This window comes from Frankia sp. R43, assembly GCF_001306465.1.
Taxonomy (GTDB): domain Bacteria; phylum Actinomycetota; class Actinomycetes; order Frankiales; family Frankiaceae; genus Parafrankia; species Parafrankia irregularis.
This window is the reverse complement of the sequence record NZ_LFCW01000003.1, coordinates 281242-298248: the sequence shown is the minus strand read 5'-3', so window position 1 is coordinate 298248 and position 17007 is coordinate 281242. Positions and strand designations below refer to the sequence as shown.

Below are 17007 nucleotides of genomic sequence, written 5' to 3'. Positions count from 1 at the left end.
CGGCACGGGGTCAGCCTAGCCACGCCGGATGCGCTGGGCTCAGGCACTCCCATTTCGGCCGGGGGAGTGGAGGTGGATGTGCCTCGATTCCTCGCCCGTCTCATAGCTCTCACATCCCGCCACGGAATACTGGGGACGGATTCGGCGAGCGAAGCCGGACGCCTTCGGGACTTACGGAAGGGAACACCGACTGTGGCCAGGAACCGGACCGGATTTTCCCGGCTACCGTCGCACCCGATGACCGCGGGCCACGTCGAGCAGCCTCCGCTATGACCGAGATATGCGACCACGGCCTCTCCCGCCGCCGCTTCCTGGCCGCATCCGGCGCCGCGGCGGCCACAGCCGCCGCCGGCGGCCTCGCGGCCTGTGCCGGCGGACGGCCGCAACCGGCGGCGTCAGCTTCACCGTCGCCCGCCCCGCAGGCTTCCACCGCGGCCTTCGGCACCGCGGAGGCCGGCACGGCGGCACCCTCCGCGGCGTCGGACCTGACCGGCCCGGGGCTGGTGCCGGGAGGGCCCGCGACTGCGATCACCCACGGCCCGCGGGACCGGCCCCGGGTCGCGCTCACCTTCCATCTCGGTCCGCACGAGGCCGGCCAGGATCTCGCACTGGCCCACCAGCTGCTCGCCGACGCCGCCCAGCTCTCCGTGCCGATCACGGTGTTCGCGGTCGGCCAGTGGCTGGACGGCCATCGCGATCTCGTCCCGACGATCCTGGCGGCCGGTCATGAACTGGCGAACCACACCCTCACCCACCCGACGCTGACCGCGCTGCCCGCCGATCAGGTGGCCACCGAGATCGCCGGCTGCCGGGACGTCCTCGCCCGGCTCGCCCCGACCCAGGGCCGCTACTTCCGGCCTTCCGGCACGAGCACCGCCACCCCGCTGATCCTCGCCGAGGCCGGCGCCGCCGGTTACCGCACGGTCGTCGACTTCGACGTCGACCCGCTCGACTACACCTCCCCGGGAGCCGACGCCGTCGTCGCCCGCATCCGCGCCGACACCAGGCCGGGCTCGATCGTGAGCATGCACTTCGGGTACCCGGGCACCGTCAGCGCGTTTCCCAGAATCGTCGCGAACCTACGCACAGCCGGCCTCACCCCGGTCCGGGTACACGACCTCCTCATCTGACCCGACGCAACGCACTTCCCTCAAACCAGCCAGCCTCCGGGTAACCCGGGGCGGTTCGTTCTGCGCGACATGGCGCACGGTGTATGCGAGCTGGCGGATCTCTGTTTGGTCTTCACGGCGGTGGAGTGCGGTGAGTGGCCTCCTTTGGACGGGAGACCACAAGGGTGGCTGTCGTTATGAGCAGAACCGCGATCACCTGCCGCGGGCTGAGCTGCTCCCCCAGCAGGAGATAGCCGACGACGGCGCCGACCGCGGGCCCCAGGCAGAGCAGGACGCCGAAGACCCTGGCGCTGGTTCTCCGCAGCGTGTGGACGTCAAGTGTGTAGGGCAGCGCCGAGGAGAGGACCGCGACCAGCAGGCCCAGGGCCAGGTTCCTCGGGTCGCCGAGGCGGTGGACGTGCCCGAAGGCCAGGGCGAACGGGGTGAAGACGCAAGCGCCGACGAGGAGGGCGACGGCGAGACCTGACAGGTCTGCGGTCGTGCGTCCGATGTGCCCGGCCAGCAGGACGTAGGAGGCACGCAGGATCGCCGCGAGCAGGCCCAGTGTCAGGCCGGCGGCGGTGACCCCAGCTCCGTGGGGAAGGGCGATCAGGGTGATTCCGCCGAGGGCCAGTACCGCCGCGAGGGCGTCTGCCCGACTCCGCGACATGACGGTCGCCACCGCGAGTGGTCCGAGCAGTTCCAGGACGGCCGCGATGCCGAGGGGTAGGTGCGCGACGGCCTGGAAGTACGCCATGTTCATGGCCGCGAGTACGCATCCCAGTGCGGCTATCGGGCGTATACCCCTGGCACAGGTGACCCGAAGGCTGGGCCGTGCCAGGGCGAGCAGGAGCAGCGCGGCGAACCACAGGCGCATCAGGACGGTCGCGGTGGTGCCCACGGCGGGGAACAGGTTCTTGGCCGCCGCGGCGCCGCACTGCAGGCTCAGGACCTGGGCGAGCACGAGGCCTGCGGGCACCCACCGGCCCCGGGCACCGGCCTGGTGGCGGTGTTCCGGGTCACGGCTCGGGTCCCGCGGGCCGGCGTCGCTAGCGGGCCCGAGCGGCAGGTACCGCGTTCGCATGGGCTCGGAACTCCAGGCCCCCCGCCGCGCGCATACGCGCTTCCACGCCGCGCCAGTACTCCACGGTCAGGTCGAGGAAGCCGTCGAACCCGACCTGGACCCGGGCAAGGTCCGTGGGGTCGGTGCACACGTGGGCGGCGGACTCGACAGCCTGGATCCGGTGTTCCTTCTCCGCCTCTCCGATGTGGACGTAGAAGTACTCGCAGTGCTCGTGAAACTCCTCTTCGGAGCTGTAGTAGCTCTTGTAGTTGCGAAAGCCCTCGTACAGCCTCACCATCATCGAGTACGCCAGCCATTCCTGCGCCAGCAGGGCACCCTGGACAACCCGCTGGTCCGCCGATGTGAAGAGCGCGCGCTGCCCGGAGCTGAAGGCCAGGGTGCTGGGCAGGGGCGACTCGTGGTACAGCTCATCGATCGTCACCGAATATCCCGAGACCCGCCCGAGAAGATCCGCGAGAAAGTTCTCGAGAAGGGTGAGATGAACTTTCTCGGGATCACCTCCACCATATTCGGAGAACAGATTTTTCACGCATTCTGTCCGCGCGGCACGGTCCGCCGTATTCACCACGGACAGCGCTACCATCTCGCTCGTCCTGATGGTTCTGGTCAGGTATTCGACGGCGAACACCCTGACTTCTTCCGCCGGCAGGGAACGGGTCGTCCACCTCTCATAGAAGTCGTTCCGCAGTGCCTCGTGCCGGAAGACGGAGCTGGCCATCTTCTCGATCTCTTCCCTCCGGATGCTCACAGGCGTCGCGTGCATCACCGTCATGGACTCAGCCTCTCTGGCGGTAGGCGCGTCTTGCATGGCTCCTCCGAGAGTGCTGGAATGACAAGGTGCAATTCAACCATTACAGTATGCACGGGGCTCATCTGGCGGCTGACCTGGCAAATCTCGAGAGGAATGCGCCCGCGCATCTGGTGCGGGCGGTTCTGCGGGGCCATGCGGTGGTCGAGGCGGAGCTCGACAACGATGCCGCGCGGACGGATCTGCTGCGCTGGGCCGACCGACTGGACGCGTGTTTCGGCCTGCCGGCGGACCACCGGCTCTACGACCTGGTCAATGACCTGCTGGCGGAAGCAACCGGCTCGCCGTATATATCCGCGCATGACGGACGTCCGCACCTGCATTATCGGCTTCCCGATTCTGGCGTTGTCGCGCGGATCAAGGCGATCACGTGCGCGGGGTTGGCTCAGGTGATCTGCGGTGGCGGCGCGGGCCGACTCGGGCGATGCGAACGCGCGAGGTGCGAGATGGCGTTCGTTGACGTGTCTCGCAATGGCCGACGCAGCTACTGCTCTGTGCGATGCGCGAACACGGCTGCCGTGGCACGCCATCGCGCCACGGCAGCGGAGATGGCGGACCCGGCGTCTCTCCGCGGCGTCCGGTCGCACCGCCGCAGTAGCTTGCCCTGAGGATCATGGGATGACCAGTGGCCGCCGGAAGGAGCAGGGCGTACAGGTCGTCGAGCGGCGGAGCGAGGTCCCCGCCACGGCGGCCCAGGTGTGGGCTCGGGCAAGCCGAATCGAGGGAGTGAACGACGAGCTCAGGCCGTGGATTCGGATGACGGTCCCGCGATTGCTGCGCGGGGCCACCCTCGACGACCTGCCAGTGGGGGGCAAGGCCGGCCGAAGCTGGCTGCTGCTGCTCGGATTCCTCCCGTTCGACTACGACAACCTCGTCATCGCCGAATGCGAGCCGGGCCGGCGGTTCCTCGAGACTTCGACGATGCTGTCGATGCGGCGGTGGGAGCACGAGCGGACCCTCGAACCGGGCAACGCCGGTACCCGGACCGTGGTCCACGACCGGGTCACCTTCGAGCTGCGGCAACCTCTCGCCCGCCTTCCCGGTCTCGACGCCACGCTGGCCTCGGTCGTGTCCAAGGTGTTCGCGCATCGCCACCGACGTCTGCGGCGCTCCTTCACGCCGACGGTCGACTGAGACGAACCGGTCGCGGCGTAAGGACGCGAATCCTGGCCCAGTCACCGGCCTGACCTTCCGGCCTGATTGTCCGGCCTGACTTCTCGACGCACCGCCCCAGCGGCACAAATGCCGACCGCCTGGTCGCGGCCACGGTCAGGATCTCCCACATCGCGCCCCGGCAGCGGTCGCTGCCGTCTGTCAGGCAGTGGTGCGCCGACTTCCACGTCCTCCATATCCTCGGCGCGAGCTGTTGGTTCGGTTCGAAGAACCTGCCTCGAGCAGCTTCACGGATTCCGCCGGAGTAGTGGTCACGAACACCACGATTCTCACCTGCGCTTCCGGCGCAGACGGAGACCCCGCAGGTTCCTTCGTGACAATTTCCACCAGCACCAGCTCCGGCGGATCGCGTCGACAGCCCGACCGCGCTCCTACGGCCGGCGCGCCCTGATCCAGTCGATGGCGTTCTGCACGGTGTTGATCCCCTCGGCATCCTCGTCGGAAATACCGAGCTGGAATTCCTCTTCCAGGGCCACACCCAGCTCGACAAGGTCCAGGGAGTCCGCCCCCAGGTCATCGACGAAGGACGCGTTGTTGGTCACCTCCGTTAGCTCGACGTTCAGCTGCTCCGCGACGACGCTCTTTACGCGCTCCTCAACGGTGGACATTCCGCGGCCTCCTGCTCGGGCGTGCATTGGAAACGGACAGAACCCGCATGATCTCCGATCGGCCCACGCCGTGAACTCCACTGTCCACTCCTGGCCTGGTGATCTTCACCACACGGAGGTCCGTCCCGCCAGGCACGGCCGCGCAGGTTGTCGCGGACCTCGTCGGCACCCCATGCCACCCGGACCGTCGGGCCTCCACGGCGCACGGCGCCCGGCGCACGGCGTCCGGTGCACGGCGTCCGGTGCACGGCGCCCAGAAGGAGGCGGACACCCGACTGTGCCGGGCCCATCCTGCTCTCGTCGTCATGTCGGGATCCGCTGGCGACCACTGGACAGCGAAACCATTAAGGAGTTTATGATGCCTCGGGTCGGAGGTCGTCGACCCACTCGGAGGTCGTCGGCTCGCACAGTCGGGAGCTTCCATGTCGCTGCGCGTGATCCAGTTCTCCACCGGGAACGTCGGTCGTCACTCCTTACGTTCGATCATCAACCGGCCCGGGCTGGAACTGGTGGGAGTACACGCCAGCAGCCCCGACAAGATCGGCCGGGACGCGGCCGATCTCTGCGGTCTCGACACCGCCACGGGTGTCACCGCGACGGACGATCTGGAGGCGCTGCTGGCGTTGAAGGCCGACTGCGTCGTCTACACGTCGCAGGCGGAGACCCGCCCGCAGGCCGCCCTCGCGGACATCACGGCCTTCCTCGCCGCGGGCACCAACGTCGTCGCGACGTCCCTGGTGTGGCTCGTCTATCCGCCCCACGCTGATGCCTGGCTGCGCGAGCCGATCGAGGCGGCCTGCACGGCCGGGGGCACCACCATGTTCGTGAACGGCATCGACCCCGGTTTCTCCGGTGATCTTCTGCCGCTCGCGGCGCTGAGCCTGACCGAACGGGCCGATGAGATCCTGGTACAGGAGATCTTCGACTACGGCACGTACGACGACGCCGAGTTCACCGGAGCGAGCTTCGGCTTCGGCGCCACGCCCGACACCGTGCCCGCCCTGTTCCTGCCCGGTGTGCTCGCGTCGATCTGGGGCGGCCCGATCCGGCTGCTGGCCGACCGCCTCGGGGTGCAGGTCGAGGAGCTCCGCGAGCGCCACGAGACCTGGACGGCCACCGAGACCATCACCTGCACGATGATGACCGTCGAGCCGGGCCAGGTCGCCGCCGCCCGTTTCGCCGTCGAGGGCATCGTGCACGGACGTCCCGCGATCGTCATGGAGCACGTGAACCGGCTGACCGCCCAGGCCGCACCCGAGTGGCCGTTCCCGCCCGACGGGCGCCCAGGCGTGCACCGGGTCGTGGTCAGGGGCGTGCCCGGCGTCGAGATCAACACTCATGTCGGTGACGAGAGCACCGATCACAACATGGCCGGCGTCATCGCGACGGCGGCCAAGGCCGTGAACGCGATCCCCGCGGTCTGCGCGGCACCCCCGGGGCTCACCCACCTGTCCGACCTGCCGGTCGCCCAGGCCCACGGCCTGATGCCGTGACGTCGCGCGGCACGCGTCGCGGCGGGCCGATCGCGCCGACCCGGCCGGCGAGCGGCGCGCAGGAGCGTGCCGAGCGGACCCGCGCCCTGATCATGGATGAGACCGTGCGCTGTGTCGTCGAGGAGGGCTTCGCCGCCGCCAGCGCCAAGCACATCGCCGAGCGGGCGGGCGTCACCTGGGGCGTGATCCAGTACCACTTCGGAGACCGTGACGGCCTGCTGACCGCCGTCGTCGACGCGAGCTTCGAGGAGTTGCGCCGGCGCATGGCCACGCTCGGGGTCCCGATGGGCTCCGTCCGCGACCAGGTCAGCGCGCTCGTCGAGGCCGCCTGGGCCGCGTTCTGCACACCTGCTTCGCGCGCCAGTCTGGAGATCGCCGTCGCGACGCGCAGCCAGCGCGACGCGGAGACGGGGGAGCACTTCGCCCTGGTCGCGGCCGAGCTGACGCGCCTCGGCGAGGAGCTGATCGCCGAACGACAGCACCACGGCGACGCGAGAGCCGTCGGTCACCTGCTCTGGGCGGCGCTGCGTGGGCTCGTCTTCGCCCAGCTGGCCACCCGCGAGCCGCTCGACACGTCCCGCGAGCGCGCCGCGCTCGTCGACCTGCTCGCCGCGCACCTGGAGCCCGGCCCCGGCGTGGCTCCCTCGGGCGCGCCCCCCGCGGGCGCGACCCCCGCAGGCGAACACCTGGCAGGAGATGCCTCATGACGGTGCCGTCGACCGCACCGCTTCGCGTGGTCCAGTGGACGACCGGGAACGTGGGCCGGCGAGCGCTGCGCGCCATCGCGGCGGACCCCCGTCTGGAGCTCGTCGGCTGCTACGCGCACAGCCCGGACAAGGTCGGCGTCGACGCCGGCGTCCTGGCCGGGGGGCAACCAGCCGGAGTGTTGGCGACAGACGACATCGACACCCTGTTGGCCACCCGCCCGGACTGCGTCAGCTACTCCCCCATGCACTTCGACGATGACCAGGTGTGCCGCCTCCTCGAGGCCGGCGTCAACGTCTCGACGACCGCCGAGTTCATCACCGGTGACCACCTCGGCGCACGGCGGCGCTCCAGGCTGGAGCGGGCCGCTCTCGACGGTGGCGCCACCTTGTTCGGCTCCGGGGTGAATCCTGGCTTCGCGAACCTCTTCGGGCTCGTCAGCGCCGGGATCTGCCAGCGGGTCGACCGCATACGCGTGACGGAGTCCGTGGACGCGAGCGGGTACGAGTCGGCCGAAACGCAGGGGTCCATCGGCTTCGGGCTCCCCATCGACACCCCCGACCTGCCGGCGCGCGCCCGGCGGGCCACATCGGTGTTCGCCGACGCGGTGGCCGTCATGGCCGACGCGCTGGGCGCCGAGCTCGACGACATCGTCTTCGACGCGGAGTTCGCCGTCGCGACCGAGGACGCCGACCTGGGTTTCATGGCGATCCCGAAAGGCACCGTCTCGGGCGTGCGCGCCGCCTGGACGGGAACGCGCGGCGGGAAACCGTTCGTCGAGTGCCGCGTCCTGTGGGTGATGGGCCCGCACCGGGAGCCGCCGTGGGAGGTCGGCCACGGCTACTTCGTCGAGATCGACGGGCTGCCCGCGGTCCGGTCGCAGTTCCAGGTCCTCCCGCCGCCGGACTGGTCGGAACCGAACTACATGGGCCTAGGCATGATCATGACTGCGATGCCCGCCGTGAACGCCATCCCCGCGGTCTGCGCCGCGCCGCCGGGGATCGCCACCGTCGCGACGCTGCCCCTGGTGACAGCCGTCGCCGTGGGCCTTTGACGCTCTTTGACGCGACCCCCAGGGGGCGGCGGAGCGACCGGCCGCCGCGCCATCCGACGCAGGGACCTCATGGAGGAGGGCGAGATGACCGGTACTGATGGCCTGGCAGGTGGGGAAGGCCCCTCCCTGTTCGGCGCCGGGAAGGTCGCGGTGGTGACCGGGATCGGGCCGGGCATGGGGCGCAGCATCGCGCTGGGATTCGCCCGGTCGGGTGTGGATGTGGTGCTCGCGGCGCGGCGGGCGGACCGGCTGGCGGCGGTGGCCGCCGAGATCAGGGCACTCGGCCGGGAACCGCTGTCCGTGCCCACGGACATCACCGACGCGGGCGCCTGCCAGCGCCTCGTCGCCGCGGCCGTCGAGCGGTTCGGCGGCGTCGACATCCTCGTGCAGAACGGCCATCACGAAGGTGACTGGCAGCCCGTCATGACCGCCGATCCGGACGTGTGGCGGGGCATCTTCGACGTCAACCTGTTCGGCGCGCTGCACCTCGTGCAGGCGGCGGTGCCGGTCATGAGAGAGCGCGGCGGCGGCTCGGTCATCCTCGTCAACTCGGGCGCGGCGGTGCGCACGCCGGCCACGATGGGCGCCTATTCGACGTCGAAGTCGGCGCTCGCGGCGCTGGCCCGCACGCTGGCGCTGGAGGTCGGCGGCTGGGGTGTCCGGGTGAACGGGGTCTTCCTCGGCCCGGTTCTCGGGGAGAACCTGGAGCGCCTGGGAGCCGGCGCTGCGGCGACGGCGGGCACGAGCGTCGAGGCGTGGCTCAGGACGAAGGCCACGGAGATGCCGCTGGGGATCGTCCCGTCGCCGGACCAGTGCGCCGGAGCGGTGCTGTTCCTCGCGTCCGACCTGGCCAGCGTCATCACTGGCCAGCATCTCGCGGTCAACGGAGGTCAGTGGCTGTCATGAGCACCTCAATCGAAACCGGCTTACCCGGGCGCGCCTACCGGGTCATCCAGTGGGCGACGGGCTCGATCGGCCGGATCTCGATCCGGCACATCGTCGACACCCCGGGCTACGAGCTGGTCGGGGTCTACGTCACCAGCGCGGAGAAGGTAGGGGTCGACGCGGGGACGCTCGCGGGGATCGACCCCGTCGGCGTCGCGGCGACCGGCTCCGTCGACGACGTCCTCGCGTTGGATGCGGACTGCGTGAACTACGCGCCGCTGTACGCGGACGTCGACGAGATGTGCCGGATCCTGCGGTCGGGCAAGAGCATCGTCACGCCGACGGGCTGGGTGTTCCCGGCCGGGCTCGCGAACCAGGAGCCGGTCGCGCGGCTCGCCGCGGCCTGCCGGGACGGCGGCAGCTCCCTGTTCGGCGCGGGCATCCACCCGGGCTTCTCCGGTGACCTGCTGCCGCTGACCGTCGCTCGGCTGTGCACCCGCGTCGACCGGGTCACCGTTCAGGAGGTCGCGGACCTCGCGCCGCACCCGTCGCACGCGATGAACTTCGACGGGCTGGGCTTCGGCCGTGACCCCGACGACGCGCGCCGGAACCCCAGCCCGTTGATCCACACGATGGAGAACATCTTCCGGGAGTCGATGGCGCTGCTGGCCGTGGGCCTGGGCGTGACCGTCGACGAGTACGTGACGGACTTCGACGTCGCGGTGGCGAAGACGGACCTGGCCGTGCGGTCGGGCGAGATCCCCGCCGGAACCGTCGGGGGCATGCGCCACGAGTGGATCGCCCTGGCCGGCGGCCGGCCCGTCATCGTGTTCCGCAGCTTCTGGAAGATGTCCGACGACCTGGAGCCGAACTGGGGCTACGGCACCGTCAAGTACTCGGTGAGCATCGAGGGCGAGCCGTCGACAACCCTCACCCTCGAACCGTCCCGCAGGCACCCGACCGGGGACGAGGGTTACTGGGGCCGGGTGTGGACGGCGATGAACGCCGTCAACGCGATCCCGGCCGTCTGCGCCGCCCCGCCCGGGATCCACACCCACCTGGACCTGCCGCTTGTGCGCCCGGTGGGTCTCGTCCGGCCCGAGCCGGCCACTGTCGTGCGGTCCTGACGCCGCCGCGTCCTCATTCCAGCCTGCGGAGCATCAACGTGGACCGCACCAGCCTGCGGAGCACCAGCCTGCAGGGCATCAGCGCGCCGCTCGTCGGCGCCGACCGAATGGTGGGAGAAGCATGTTCAAGGACAAGTACGGGCCGTGGGCCTTCATCGCCGGCGCGTCGATGGGCATCGGCCGGGCGCTTTCCCTGGAGGCGGCGGCCCGTGGGCTGAACGTCGTGATGAACGCCCGCGGTGCCGAGACGCTTGCCGCGACCGCCGCGGAGGTGCGGGCGACACACGGCGTGGAGGTGCGCGAGTTAGCCGCGGACCTGACCGATCCGAAGATCGGCGAGATCGTGGCCGCGGCGACGGACGATCTGGAGGTCGGACTGTTCGTGTACAACGCGGCGGTGGCGCCGATCGGGCTGTTCCTCACCCATCCGCTCGAGCTGCAGCTGCGGTCGGTGCAGGCGAACTGCGCGACGCCGATCATCCTGCTCAACCTGTTCGCGCCGAAGATGGTGGCGCGCGGCCGGGGTGGGATCTCCCTGGTCAGCTCCACCGGCGGCACGCAGGGCGCCGTCACCAGCGCCACCTACAACGCGGGCAAGGCCTTCGAGTGGATCCTCGCCGAGTCGCTGTGGGGCGAGCTCGGCGACCACGGTGTGGATGTCACCGCGATGCTCGTCGGTGCGACCGCGTCGCCGAACTTCAACGCCTTCAAGGACACCCTCGACCCGGAACTGTGCAACCGGGCCGACTCGGAGGATCTGCTCGACCGGATGCGCAACGGCCTGTTCAACCCGGCCGAGCCGGAGACGGTGGCCACGTCGCTGTACGACGGGCTGCCGAACGGGCCGGTGACCTGGTCCAAGCCCCTCGACGAGTGGATCACCACCCGGTCGCTGGCGATGCCGCGCGGCGAGGTCACCCTGACCTGGCGGGCGCTCATGGAGACCTCGACCCGCCCGCCCGAGCGGCAGGCCCGGTAGGACCGGGCCCACAGGACCGGGCCCACGGCGACGAAGACCTCGAGGAGACGGAGATTTCGATGAGCAAGCTGCGTGTCGTTCAGTGGACGACGGGAAAGACGGGGACCGCCGCTGTCCGCGGGCTGGTCGGGCATCCGGCGTTGGAGCTGGTCGGCTGCTACGCCTACTCGCCGGAGAAGGTCGGCAGGGACGTCGGCGAGCTGGCCGGGATCGCGCCGATCGGCGTCACGGCGACCGACGACGTCGAGGCGCTGCTGGCGCTGAAGCCGGACTGCGTCGCCTACATGGCCTACCGGCCGGATTTCGACCAGCTCGACCGGATCCTGTCGGCCGGGGTGAACATCGTGTCCACGATGTACATGCTGGCCGGCGCCGGTTACGGCGAGGACGTCCGGGACCGGCTCGCAGCGGCCTGCGAACGCGGCCGGTCGTCCCTCTACACGACCGGCGTCTACCCCGGGCACATGGGAATGACCGTGCTGGCGGCGAGCGCGATGTGCACCCGGATCGACCGGATCTCGATGCTGGAGTCACTCGACATGAGCGGCTACGCCAATGAGCGGATGTTCCGCGCGATGAGCATCGGGCTGGACCCCGACGACCCGGCCGCCCCCGGCATGATCGAGGTCAACTGCGGGTCCTTCAAGGAGCAGATCCGCGTCCTCGCGCAGGCCCTCGCGATCGAGCTCGACGAGGTCCGGTTCACCGCCGAGTTCGCCGCCGCGACCGACGATGTCGACTTCGGTTTCATGAAGCTGGAGAAGGGCCAGATCTCCGGCTTCAAGGGCGTCATCGCCGGTATCTCCGGTGGCCGGTCGGTGATCGAGTGTCGCTTCGTCTGGAAGGTTGGCGACCAGATGACGCCGAACTGGCCGGTCGAGGACGGCTACGTCCTGGAGATCGAGGGCGACCCCGGCGTCCAGGTGCGGCTCGCGCCGATCGGCAGCGCCCACTTCGCCTCGGCCGGGCCGACCGCGATGCCCGCGATCAACGCGATTCCCCATGTCGTCGCCGCGGCCCCGGGCATCGTCAACCACGCCGACCTGCCGTTCGTCACCGGCCGTCACCTGCTGAACCGCGAGAACGTGTAGCGCCTTCGACCCTGAGCCAACACCGTACGAGCACGGTCTGCCCCGACCTGGGCCGGTGACACACTGTGCGGGTGAGCGACGGGGACGACACGGACAGCACCGACCGTGCGGGCGTGGGCTGGGACTTCTTCGTCTCCTACGCCCAGCCCGACCGGCCGTGGGCGGAGTGGATCGCCTGGACTCTGGCAGAAGCCGGGTATCGGGCGACGGCGAGATCGTGAACTGTCAGCATGACAGCAGGAAGCGGTACAGGACGCGGGTGCCGAACTCGAGCGCGTCGACCGGGACCCGTTCGTCGACGCCATGGAACAGGGCAGTGAAATCGAGGTCGGGGGGCAGCCGCAGCGGCGCGAAGCCGAACGTGCGAATACCGAGACGCTGGAACGACTTCGCGTCGGTCGCGGCCGGCAGCAGGTAGGGCAGGATCCGTGCACCGGGATCCTCGCCGACCAGCGACGCGGCCATCGCGTCCACCAGCGCGCCACCGAACCTGGTCTCGACCGCGGGCAGGCTCGCCCACTCGCACTCGATCTCCGGCCCGAGAACAGCCTCGACCTCCGCCCGGAACGCGGCCTCCCGACCGGGCAGCACGCGGCCGTCGACGGTGGCCCGCGCCACCGACGGCACGACGTTCGACTTGTAGCCGGCCTCGAACATCGTGACGTTGGCCGTGTCCCGCAGCGCAGCTCCCACCAGGCGCGACAGGCCACCCAGCCGGGCGACCGTGGCCTGCGGGTCACGCTCGTCGAACGGATGCCCGGTCAGCTCCGCCAGGCCGTGGAGCAGTTCGCGCACCGGTCCGGTGAGGACGAGCGGAAACCGGTGCCCGCCGAGCCGGCTGACCGCGGCGGCGAGCTTGACAACCGCGTTGTCCTCGTTCAGCAACGAGCCGTGGCCAGCCGTTCCACGTGCTCGTAGCCGCAGCCACACCGAGCCCTTCTCCGCGGTCTGCACCAGATACACCCGAGGTCCGCCGGGTGTGCCGTCCCGCTGGGCGCCGAGCGTGACCGAGAACCCGCCGACCTCGCCAATCGCTTCGGTGGCGCCCTCGAACAGCTCCGGGCGGTGCTCGACCAGCCACCGGGCGCCCTGAAACCCGCCGGCTTCCTCGTCTGCCACGAACGCGAAGATCAGGTCGCGCGGCGGGCGGACGCCGCCGCGCCGCAGGGCGCGGGCGACGGCCAGCATCATCGCCAGCATGCCCTTCATGTCGACCGCACCGCGCCCCCAGACGTAGCCGTCCCGCACCTCGCCGGAGAACGGGTGCACGGACCACTCGCTCGCGTCCGCCGGAACGACGTCCAGATGGCCGTGCACCAGCAGCGCGCCGCGGGCCGGGTCGGCACCGGGCAGCCTGACGACGACGTTGCCACGCCCCCGGCCGCCCGACTCCACGTAGGCCGGCTCGTACCCGGCCTCCGCCAGCCGCGCCGCCACATACTCCGCGGCAGGCTGCTCGGAGCCTCGCCGGTCCGCGTCTGCGGTGTTCGTGGTGTCGATCGCGATCAGCTCGCTGGCCAGCCGGACCACCTCGGCGACCGCCGCGCCGACCACCGGCTCGGCTCCCCCGGTCGACGCTCCCGCAGACGTGGTCACCATGCCCGCATCATCCCGTCGAGGGCCTGATCAGGTCAGGCCCAGTGTGTTCGCCAGGAAGGTGTTCCGGAAGACACCGGTCGGGTCGCGGCGTTCGGCCAGCGCGGTGAAGTCCGCGGCTCGCGGGTAGGCGGCGCGGATCGTCTCCGCGGGCAGAGTGAAGATCTTTCCCCAGTGCGGGCGCGGCTCGAAGGGGGCCAGTTGGCGTTCCACCGCGGCGACCGCTCGGGTGACGGCGGCTTCGGCCGGACGCCAGGTGAAATGCAGGCTGATCGCCGCGCGGCCCTGGGTGGGGCTGAGCCACAGATCGTCGGAGGCGATCGAGCGCAGTTCGCTGACGTGCAGGGCTGGCCGGATCTGCTCGCCGATCTGGTGGATCGCCTCAACCGCCGCGGCGGCGCGGTCGCGGGAGACAAAGTATTCCGACTGCAGCTCGTTCCCGGCGCTGGGGGTGAAGCCCGCCCGGAAATGCGGCAGTCGTTCATGCCAGGGGCCGGCAACGCCAAGCTGTCGCGTGGTGTGGATCGGGTCGAGGCCGCATATCGGGTGGACCGGATGGACCAGTGCTCCGGCCCCGAACATCTCCCCCGGCGCCGGAGCGGCCTCGTCGACCGCATCGGCCCGCTGCTTCACCCACAGCAGGGACGAATCGGAGCGCCAGGTCGTGAAGACGCTGACGCTGTAGGCCATGGCGAAGATCTCGTCGAGATGGTCCAGCAACGCGGCGCGCGCCAGGCCCTGGTAGACGTTCTGACGAACACGGAATGTCGGCACGATCGCGAGCGTCACCGCCACGACCACCCCCAGCGCACCGAGTGCGACGACATGACCGGCGAAGTCGCGGTCCACACCCCGGCGAACCGTGACGACGTCGCCCGACGCGGTGACCAGATCAAGCGCGACGACGGACGTCGCCAGATTCCCGTTACGGTCACCGGAGCCATGCGTCGCCGTCGCACACGCACCGGCGACACAGATGTGGGGCAGGGAGCCGAGGTTCCGCAGCGCCCAGCCCCGCGCGTCCAGCTCGCGGGCGAGATCGCCGTAGCGGGTCCCGGCGCTCACGGTGACCTCACCCGCGTCGGCATCGAGCCGGAACAGGGCAGGCAGCCGGGTGGTCGAGATGAGCGTCCCCGCCGTGTCCGCGATCGTGTTGAACGAGTGACGTGTGCCGACAGGCCGGGCCCGATCGCAGGCGGCCACGATCTCGCACAGCTCCTCGACGGACGTCGGCGCGACCCACCGGTCTGCCCGGTAGACGATGTTCCCGGCCCAGTTGGTCTCGTCCGAGCCCTCACGCATCGCGCATCCTCCAGGTTCCGCCGCGACGAGCACGCCGGGATGACCGGGCCACACCACCGCTGCTGGTGCCCCCGCTGGTGGGGCTGCCGCGGGTGCCGATGGACATCGTTCCACCCCGACCGCCCTGACCCCACGACGATCGGGCCCGTCTGACGGTCAGCCTGCCGTGCTGGTTACGCGTCGGGGGGCGAGTCCGACGCCGGTCGCGGCCACGGCCGGCGTCGGCTACCCCGAGATCGGCTCGCGTGGGTCGGGCACACCGATCGGGTTCGGCCACCGCAGCAACGCGGCGGCGCGGCGCGCGACGGGAGCCAGGAGTGCCGCGCAGCGTTCGACTCCGTCGGTGCCGAGCTCGTCCCAGACCGAGGCGGCTACCCGGTCCGTCGTCGTCTCGATCGACCTGAAGGCGGACAGCGACGCCTCCGTCGGCTGGCCGGCGGCACCGAGCCAGCCACGGGCACGCAACCTGCCGGCGGCCGCCGTCCACTCGTCATCGGACCAGCCGCGCACGCGCTGGAAGTCCGCCCGCCCGACGCCACCCATGCTGGCCCTCCAGACGGCGGTCTCGACACCGTCAAGACCAGCGGTCACCAGAGCAGCCACATGACCGTCGCCTCGATGCTCACGCAGGATCGTCGTGGCATGCCAGACGACGCCGAGCGGATCCGACGGCCAGCTCAGGGCCGCGTTCGCGGCGGCGAGGACGCGGCCCGCGACCGGGGCGTGCTCAGCGGCGGCCCGCAGCAGACCGCCCAGCTCGGCCAGGTCGGCCGGCTCGGCCAGATCAGCCGCCTCGCCGGGACCAGGCTCCCCCAGCACCTGGCCGAGGGCCTCGCGAGCACCGGCGAGCCGCGCGTCCAGCGCCTCCGCGGGCGTGATCCTCGTCCAGACCTCCGGCAGCGCCCGCGAGACCATCGCCGGCGCGAACCCGAAGAAACATCCGACGACGGGCCCCGCGCCAACCGGGCCGAGCGGCGCCGACCGCCCGGCGAAATAGCCGCGCCAGAAACCGCGCAGGCCCGCGCGCTCGAAGGCCCCGGCGCAGGCCGGCGCGAAGTACGTGACGGCATGCACCGGCTCGAACAGCCGCCACATCCGCCGGGCCACGGTGCCGCCCGGCAGAGCCCCGGGCGGCAGGCCCTCGGGCGACGGGCGCTTCATCGACGCGTGCCGGACGCGGCGGGACCGTCGGGGCGGTCAGCATGGTCAGCACGGTCGGCGCGGTCGGGGAAGAAGATCTCCTCGATGGTCAGCTCGAAGATGCCCGCGAGGGTGAACGCCAGGGGCAGGCCTGGGTCGTACCGTTCGGTCTCGATCGCGTTGATGGTCTGCCGCGATACCTGGCATCGGTCGGCCAGGTCCGCCTGGCTCCAGCGGCGCTCGGCCCGCAGGGTGCGCAACCGGTTCCTCACCGATGCAGGCGGGTGCGCACGTCCGCGACGGCGAACCAGAGCCCCACGCCACCGATGACGATCGCCTCGCTGAGTGGGCGCAGCCCGACGATGTCGGTGGCGTCGAGCAGGACGGCGACCTGCAGACCCACGAGGACGGCGGCGAAGGCGATCGCCATGCTCTCGAGCTGGATCTTGCGCTGATACTCGTCGGCCCGGCGGAAGGCCCGCACCAGTACCCACACGACGGCGAGGGTGAAGGCGGCGGTCACGCCAAGCCACCAGCCCTTGTCGGCGGCGCTCTGGTCGGGCGAGCTGCCCAGCGCAAGCGCGATCATCCCGAGGAGAGAGACCGGGATGCCGTCGATCATGATCGCCCGGCGGGCGTCGCGCGTCATGTTGTCCTGGCGGCTCTCGTCAACCATGACCCGAACGTAAAGCTCGCTTTCCATCTAGTCAAGCTCGCTTGTCATGCTTGCGCGTCGCCCGACCGCGGCCGCCTGGGCGGACGTCTCGGCGCTGGTCGGTGCGAAACGTTGCGGCGAGCGCTGGAACCCGGGCGTCTCCTTCTGGAGAGGATCTCCGCCTCCGCCTGCGCCTGC

General features: G+C 70.6%; 19 protein-coding genes. 11 read left to right on the top strand and 8 right to left on the bottom strand.

Annotation, left to right across the window (positions count from 1 at the left end; all coding sequences use genetic code 11):
• Positions 1-269: 269 nt before the first annotated feature.
• Positions 270-1130, top strand: a complete 861-nt coding sequence (locus tag ACG83_RS14915; protein ID WP_054566821.1) for a polysaccharide deacetylase family protein — start codon at positions 270-272, stop codon at positions 1128-1130.
• A 112-nt stretch (positions 1131-1242) separates the two neighbouring features.
• Here ACG83_RS14915 and ACG83_RS14910 read toward each other — a convergent pair whose 3' ends face one another.
• Positions 1243-2193 carry a DMT family transporter gene (locus ACG83_RS14910; RefSeq protein ID WP_054566820.1) on the bottom strand — a complete coding sequence of 317 codons (951 nt, stop codon included), beginning with the start codon at positions 2191-2193 and terminating at the stop codon, positions 1243-1245.
• Complete coding sequence (locus ACG83_RS14905) at positions 2159-3001, bottom strand: iron-containing redox enzyme family protein (RefSeq protein WP_235497912.1); 843 nt, start codon at positions 2999-3001, stop codon at positions 2159-2161. Before ACG83_RS14905 ends, ACG83_RS14910 begins: the two co-directional genes overlap by 35 nt.
• 29 nt (positions 3002-3030) lie before the next feature.
• Here ACG83_RS14905 and ACG83_RS14900 point away from each other — a divergent pair, with 29 nt between their 5' ends.
• Together ACG83_RS14900 and ACG83_RS14895 are read left to right on the top strand one after the other, a co-directional pair.
• Complete coding sequence (locus tag ACG83_RS14900; protein WP_054566819.1) at positions 3031-3609, top strand: CGNR zinc finger domain-containing protein; 579 nt, start codon at positions 3031-3033, stop codon at positions 3607-3609.
• A 10-nt stretch (positions 3610-3619) separates the two neighbouring features.
• Entirely contained in the window at positions 3620-4135 is a 516-nt protein-coding gene (locus ACG83_RS14895) for a hypothetical protein (protein ID WP_054566818.1), read from the top strand.
• Positions 4136-4545: 410 nt separating this feature from the next.
• Here the strand turns inward: ACG83_RS14895 and acpP are convergent, their stop codons facing one another.
• The gene (gene acpP, locus ACG83_RS14890) at positions 4546-4782 is read right to left on the bottom strand and encodes an acyl carrier protein (RefSeq protein WP_054566817.1); all 237 of its coding nucleotides are present in this window, start codon (positions 4780-4782) and stop codon (positions 4546-4548) included.
• Between the two features lie 422 nt (positions 4783-5204).
• Here acpP and ACG83_RS14885 point away from each other — a divergent pair, with 422 nt between their 5' ends.
• The 8 genes from ACG83_RS14885 to ACG83_RS42360 all read left to right on the top strand — a co-directional run bounded on the left by ACG83_RS14885 (position 5205) and on the right by ACG83_RS42360 (position 12337).
• Positions 5205-6275: a dihydrodipicolinate reductase gene (locus ACG83_RS14885; RefSeq protein WP_054566816.1), complete on the top strand. Its 1071-nt coding sequence runs from the start codon at positions 5205-5207 to the stop codon at positions 6273-6275.
• Complete coding sequence (locus ACG83_RS14880; RefSeq protein ID WP_054566815.1) at positions 6272-6982, top strand: TetR/AcrR family transcriptional regulator; 711 nt, start codon at positions 6272-6274, stop codon at positions 6980-6982. Before ACG83_RS14885 ends, ACG83_RS14880 begins: the two co-directional genes overlap by 4 nt.
• Entirely contained in the window at positions 6979-8034 is a 1056-nt protein-coding gene (locus ACG83_RS14875) for a dihydrodipicolinate reductase (protein ID WP_054566814.1), read from the top strand. Before ACG83_RS14880 ends, ACG83_RS14875 begins: the two co-directional genes overlap by 4 nt.
• 84 nt (positions 8035-8118) lie before the next feature.
• Positions 8119-8940: an SDR family oxidoreductase gene (locus tag ACG83_RS14870; protein ID WP_063793090.1), complete on the top strand. Its 822-nt coding sequence runs from the start codon at positions 8119-8121 to the stop codon at positions 8938-8940.
• Entirely contained in the window at positions 8937-10046 is a 1110-nt protein-coding gene (locus ACG83_RS14865) for a dihydrodipicolinate reductase (RefSeq protein ID WP_054566812.1), read from the top strand. Before ACG83_RS14870 ends, ACG83_RS14865 begins: the two co-directional genes overlap by 4 nt.
• A 121-nt stretch (positions 10047-10167) precedes the next feature.
• Positions 10168-11025 carry an SDR family oxidoreductase gene (locus tag ACG83_RS14860; RefSeq protein ID WP_054566811.1) on the top strand — a complete coding sequence of 286 codons (858 nt, stop codon included), beginning with the start codon at positions 10168-10170 and terminating at the stop codon, positions 11023-11025.
• Positions 11026-11084: 59 nt separating this feature from the next.
• Positions 11085-12116, top strand: coding sequence for a dihydrodipicolinate reductase (locus tag ACG83_RS14855; RefSeq protein WP_054566810.1), 1032 nt, complete (start codon positions 11085-11087; stop codon positions 12114-12116).
• A 71-nt stretch (positions 12117-12187) separates the two neighbouring features.
• On the top strand, positions 12188-12337 hold the full coding sequence (locus ACG83_RS42360; protein ID WP_076825314.1) for a toll/interleukin-1 receptor domain-containing protein: 150 nt from the start codon (positions 12188-12190) through the stop codon (positions 12335-12337).
• 4 nt (positions 12338-12341) lie between these two features.
• Here the strand turns inward: ACG83_RS42360 and ACG83_RS14850 are convergent, their stop codons facing one another.
• From ACG83_RS14850 to ACG83_RS14830, 5 genes are all read right to left on the bottom strand, one after another.
• A complete protein-coding gene (locus tag ACG83_RS14850) occupies positions 12342-13715 on the bottom strand; it encodes a M20/M25/M40 family metallo-hydrolase (RefSeq protein WP_054566809.1) in 1374 nt (457 codons plus the stop codon).
• Positions 13716-13742: 27 nt separating this feature from the next.
• Positions 13743-15014, bottom strand: coding sequence for an FAD-binding protein (locus ACG83_RS14845; protein ID WP_054566808.1), 1272 nt, complete (start codon positions 15012-15014; stop codon positions 13743-13745).
• A 225-nt stretch (positions 15015-15239) separates the two neighbouring features.
• Positions 15240-16175, bottom strand: a complete 936-nt coding sequence (locus ACG83_RS14840) for a hypothetical protein (protein ID WP_235497911.1) — start codon at positions 16173-16175, stop codon at positions 15240-15242.
• Positions 16172-16414, bottom strand: a complete 243-nt coding sequence (locus tag ACG83_RS14835; protein ID WP_255354735.1) for a helix-turn-helix transcriptional regulator — start codon at positions 16412-16414, stop codon at positions 16172-16174. Before ACG83_RS14835 ends, ACG83_RS14840 begins: the two co-directional genes overlap by 4 nt.
• An 8-nt stretch (positions 16415-16422) precedes the next feature.
• The gene (locus ACG83_RS14830) at positions 16423-16857 is read right to left on the bottom strand and encodes a hypothetical protein (protein WP_054566806.1); all 435 of its coding nucleotides are present in this window, start codon (positions 16855-16857) and stop codon (positions 16423-16425) included.
• Positions 16858-17007: the final 150 nt, after the last annotated feature.

What these genes read in the sequence shown, in the direction of transcription:
- acpP (WP_054566817.1), bottom strand. Translation starts at nt 4,782, where the DNA reads ATGTCCACCGTTGAGGAGCGCGTAAAGAGCGTCGTCGCGGAGCAGCTG.
- ACG83_RS14885 (WP_054566816.1), top strand. Translation starts at nt 5,205, where the DNA reads ATGTCGCTGCGCGTGATCCAGTTCTCCACCGGGAACGTCGGTCGTCAC.
- ACG83_RS14860 (WP_054566811.1), top strand. Translation starts at nt 10,168, where the DNA reads ATGTTCAAGGACAAGTACGGGCCGTGGGCCTTCATCGCCGGCGCGTCG.
- ACG83_RS14915 (WP_054566821.1), top strand. Translation starts at nt 270, where the DNA reads ATGACCGAGATATGCGACCACGGCCTCTCCCGCCGCCGCTTCCTGGCC.
- ACG83_RS14870 (WP_063793090.1), top strand. Translation starts at nt 8,119, where the DNA reads ATGACCGGTACTGATGGCCTGGCAGGTGGGGAAGGCCCCTCCCTGTTC.
- ACG83_RS14895 (WP_054566818.1), top strand. Translation starts at nt 3,620, where the DNA reads ATGACCAGTGGCCGCCGGAAGGAGCAGGGCGTACAGGTCGTCGAGCGG.
- ACG83_RS14865 (WP_054566812.1), top strand. Translation starts at nt 8,937, where the DNA reads ATGAGCACCTCAATCGAAACCGGCTTACCCGGGCGCGCCTACCGGGTC.
- ACG83_RS14910 (WP_054566820.1), bottom strand. Translation starts at nt 2,193, where the DNA reads ATGCGAACGCGGTACCTGCCGCTCGGGCCCGCTAGCGACGCCGGCCCG.
- ACG83_RS14850 (WP_054566809.1), bottom strand. Translation starts at nt 13,715, where the DNA reads ATGGTGACCACGTCTGCGGGAGCGTCGACCGGGGGAGCCGAGCCGGTG.
- ACG83_RS14905 (WP_235497912.1), bottom strand. Translation starts at nt 3,001, where the DNA reads ATGCAAGACGCGCCTACCGCCAGAGAGGCTGAGTCCATGACGGTGATG.
- ACG83_RS14875 (WP_054566814.1), top strand. Translation starts at nt 6,979, where the DNA reads ATGACGGTGCCGTCGACCGCACCGCTTCGCGTGGTCCAGTGGACGACC.
- ACG83_RS14830 (WP_054566806.1), bottom strand. Translation starts at nt 16,857, where the DNA reads ATGGAAAGCGAGCTTTACGTTCGGGTCATGGTTGACGAGAGCCGCCAG.
- ACG83_RS14840 (WP_235497911.1), bottom strand. Translation starts at nt 16,175, where the DNA reads ATGAAGCGCCCGTCGCCCGAGGGCCTGCCGCCCGGGGCTCTGCCGGGC.
- ACG83_RS14845 (WP_054566808.1), bottom strand. Translation starts at nt 15,014, where the DNA reads ATGCGTGAGGGCTCGGACGAGACCAACTGGGCCGGGAACATCGTCTAC.
- ACG83_RS14855 (WP_054566810.1), top strand. Translation starts at nt 11,085, where the DNA reads ATGAGCAAGCTGCGTGTCGTTCAGTGGACGACGGGAAAGACGGGGACC.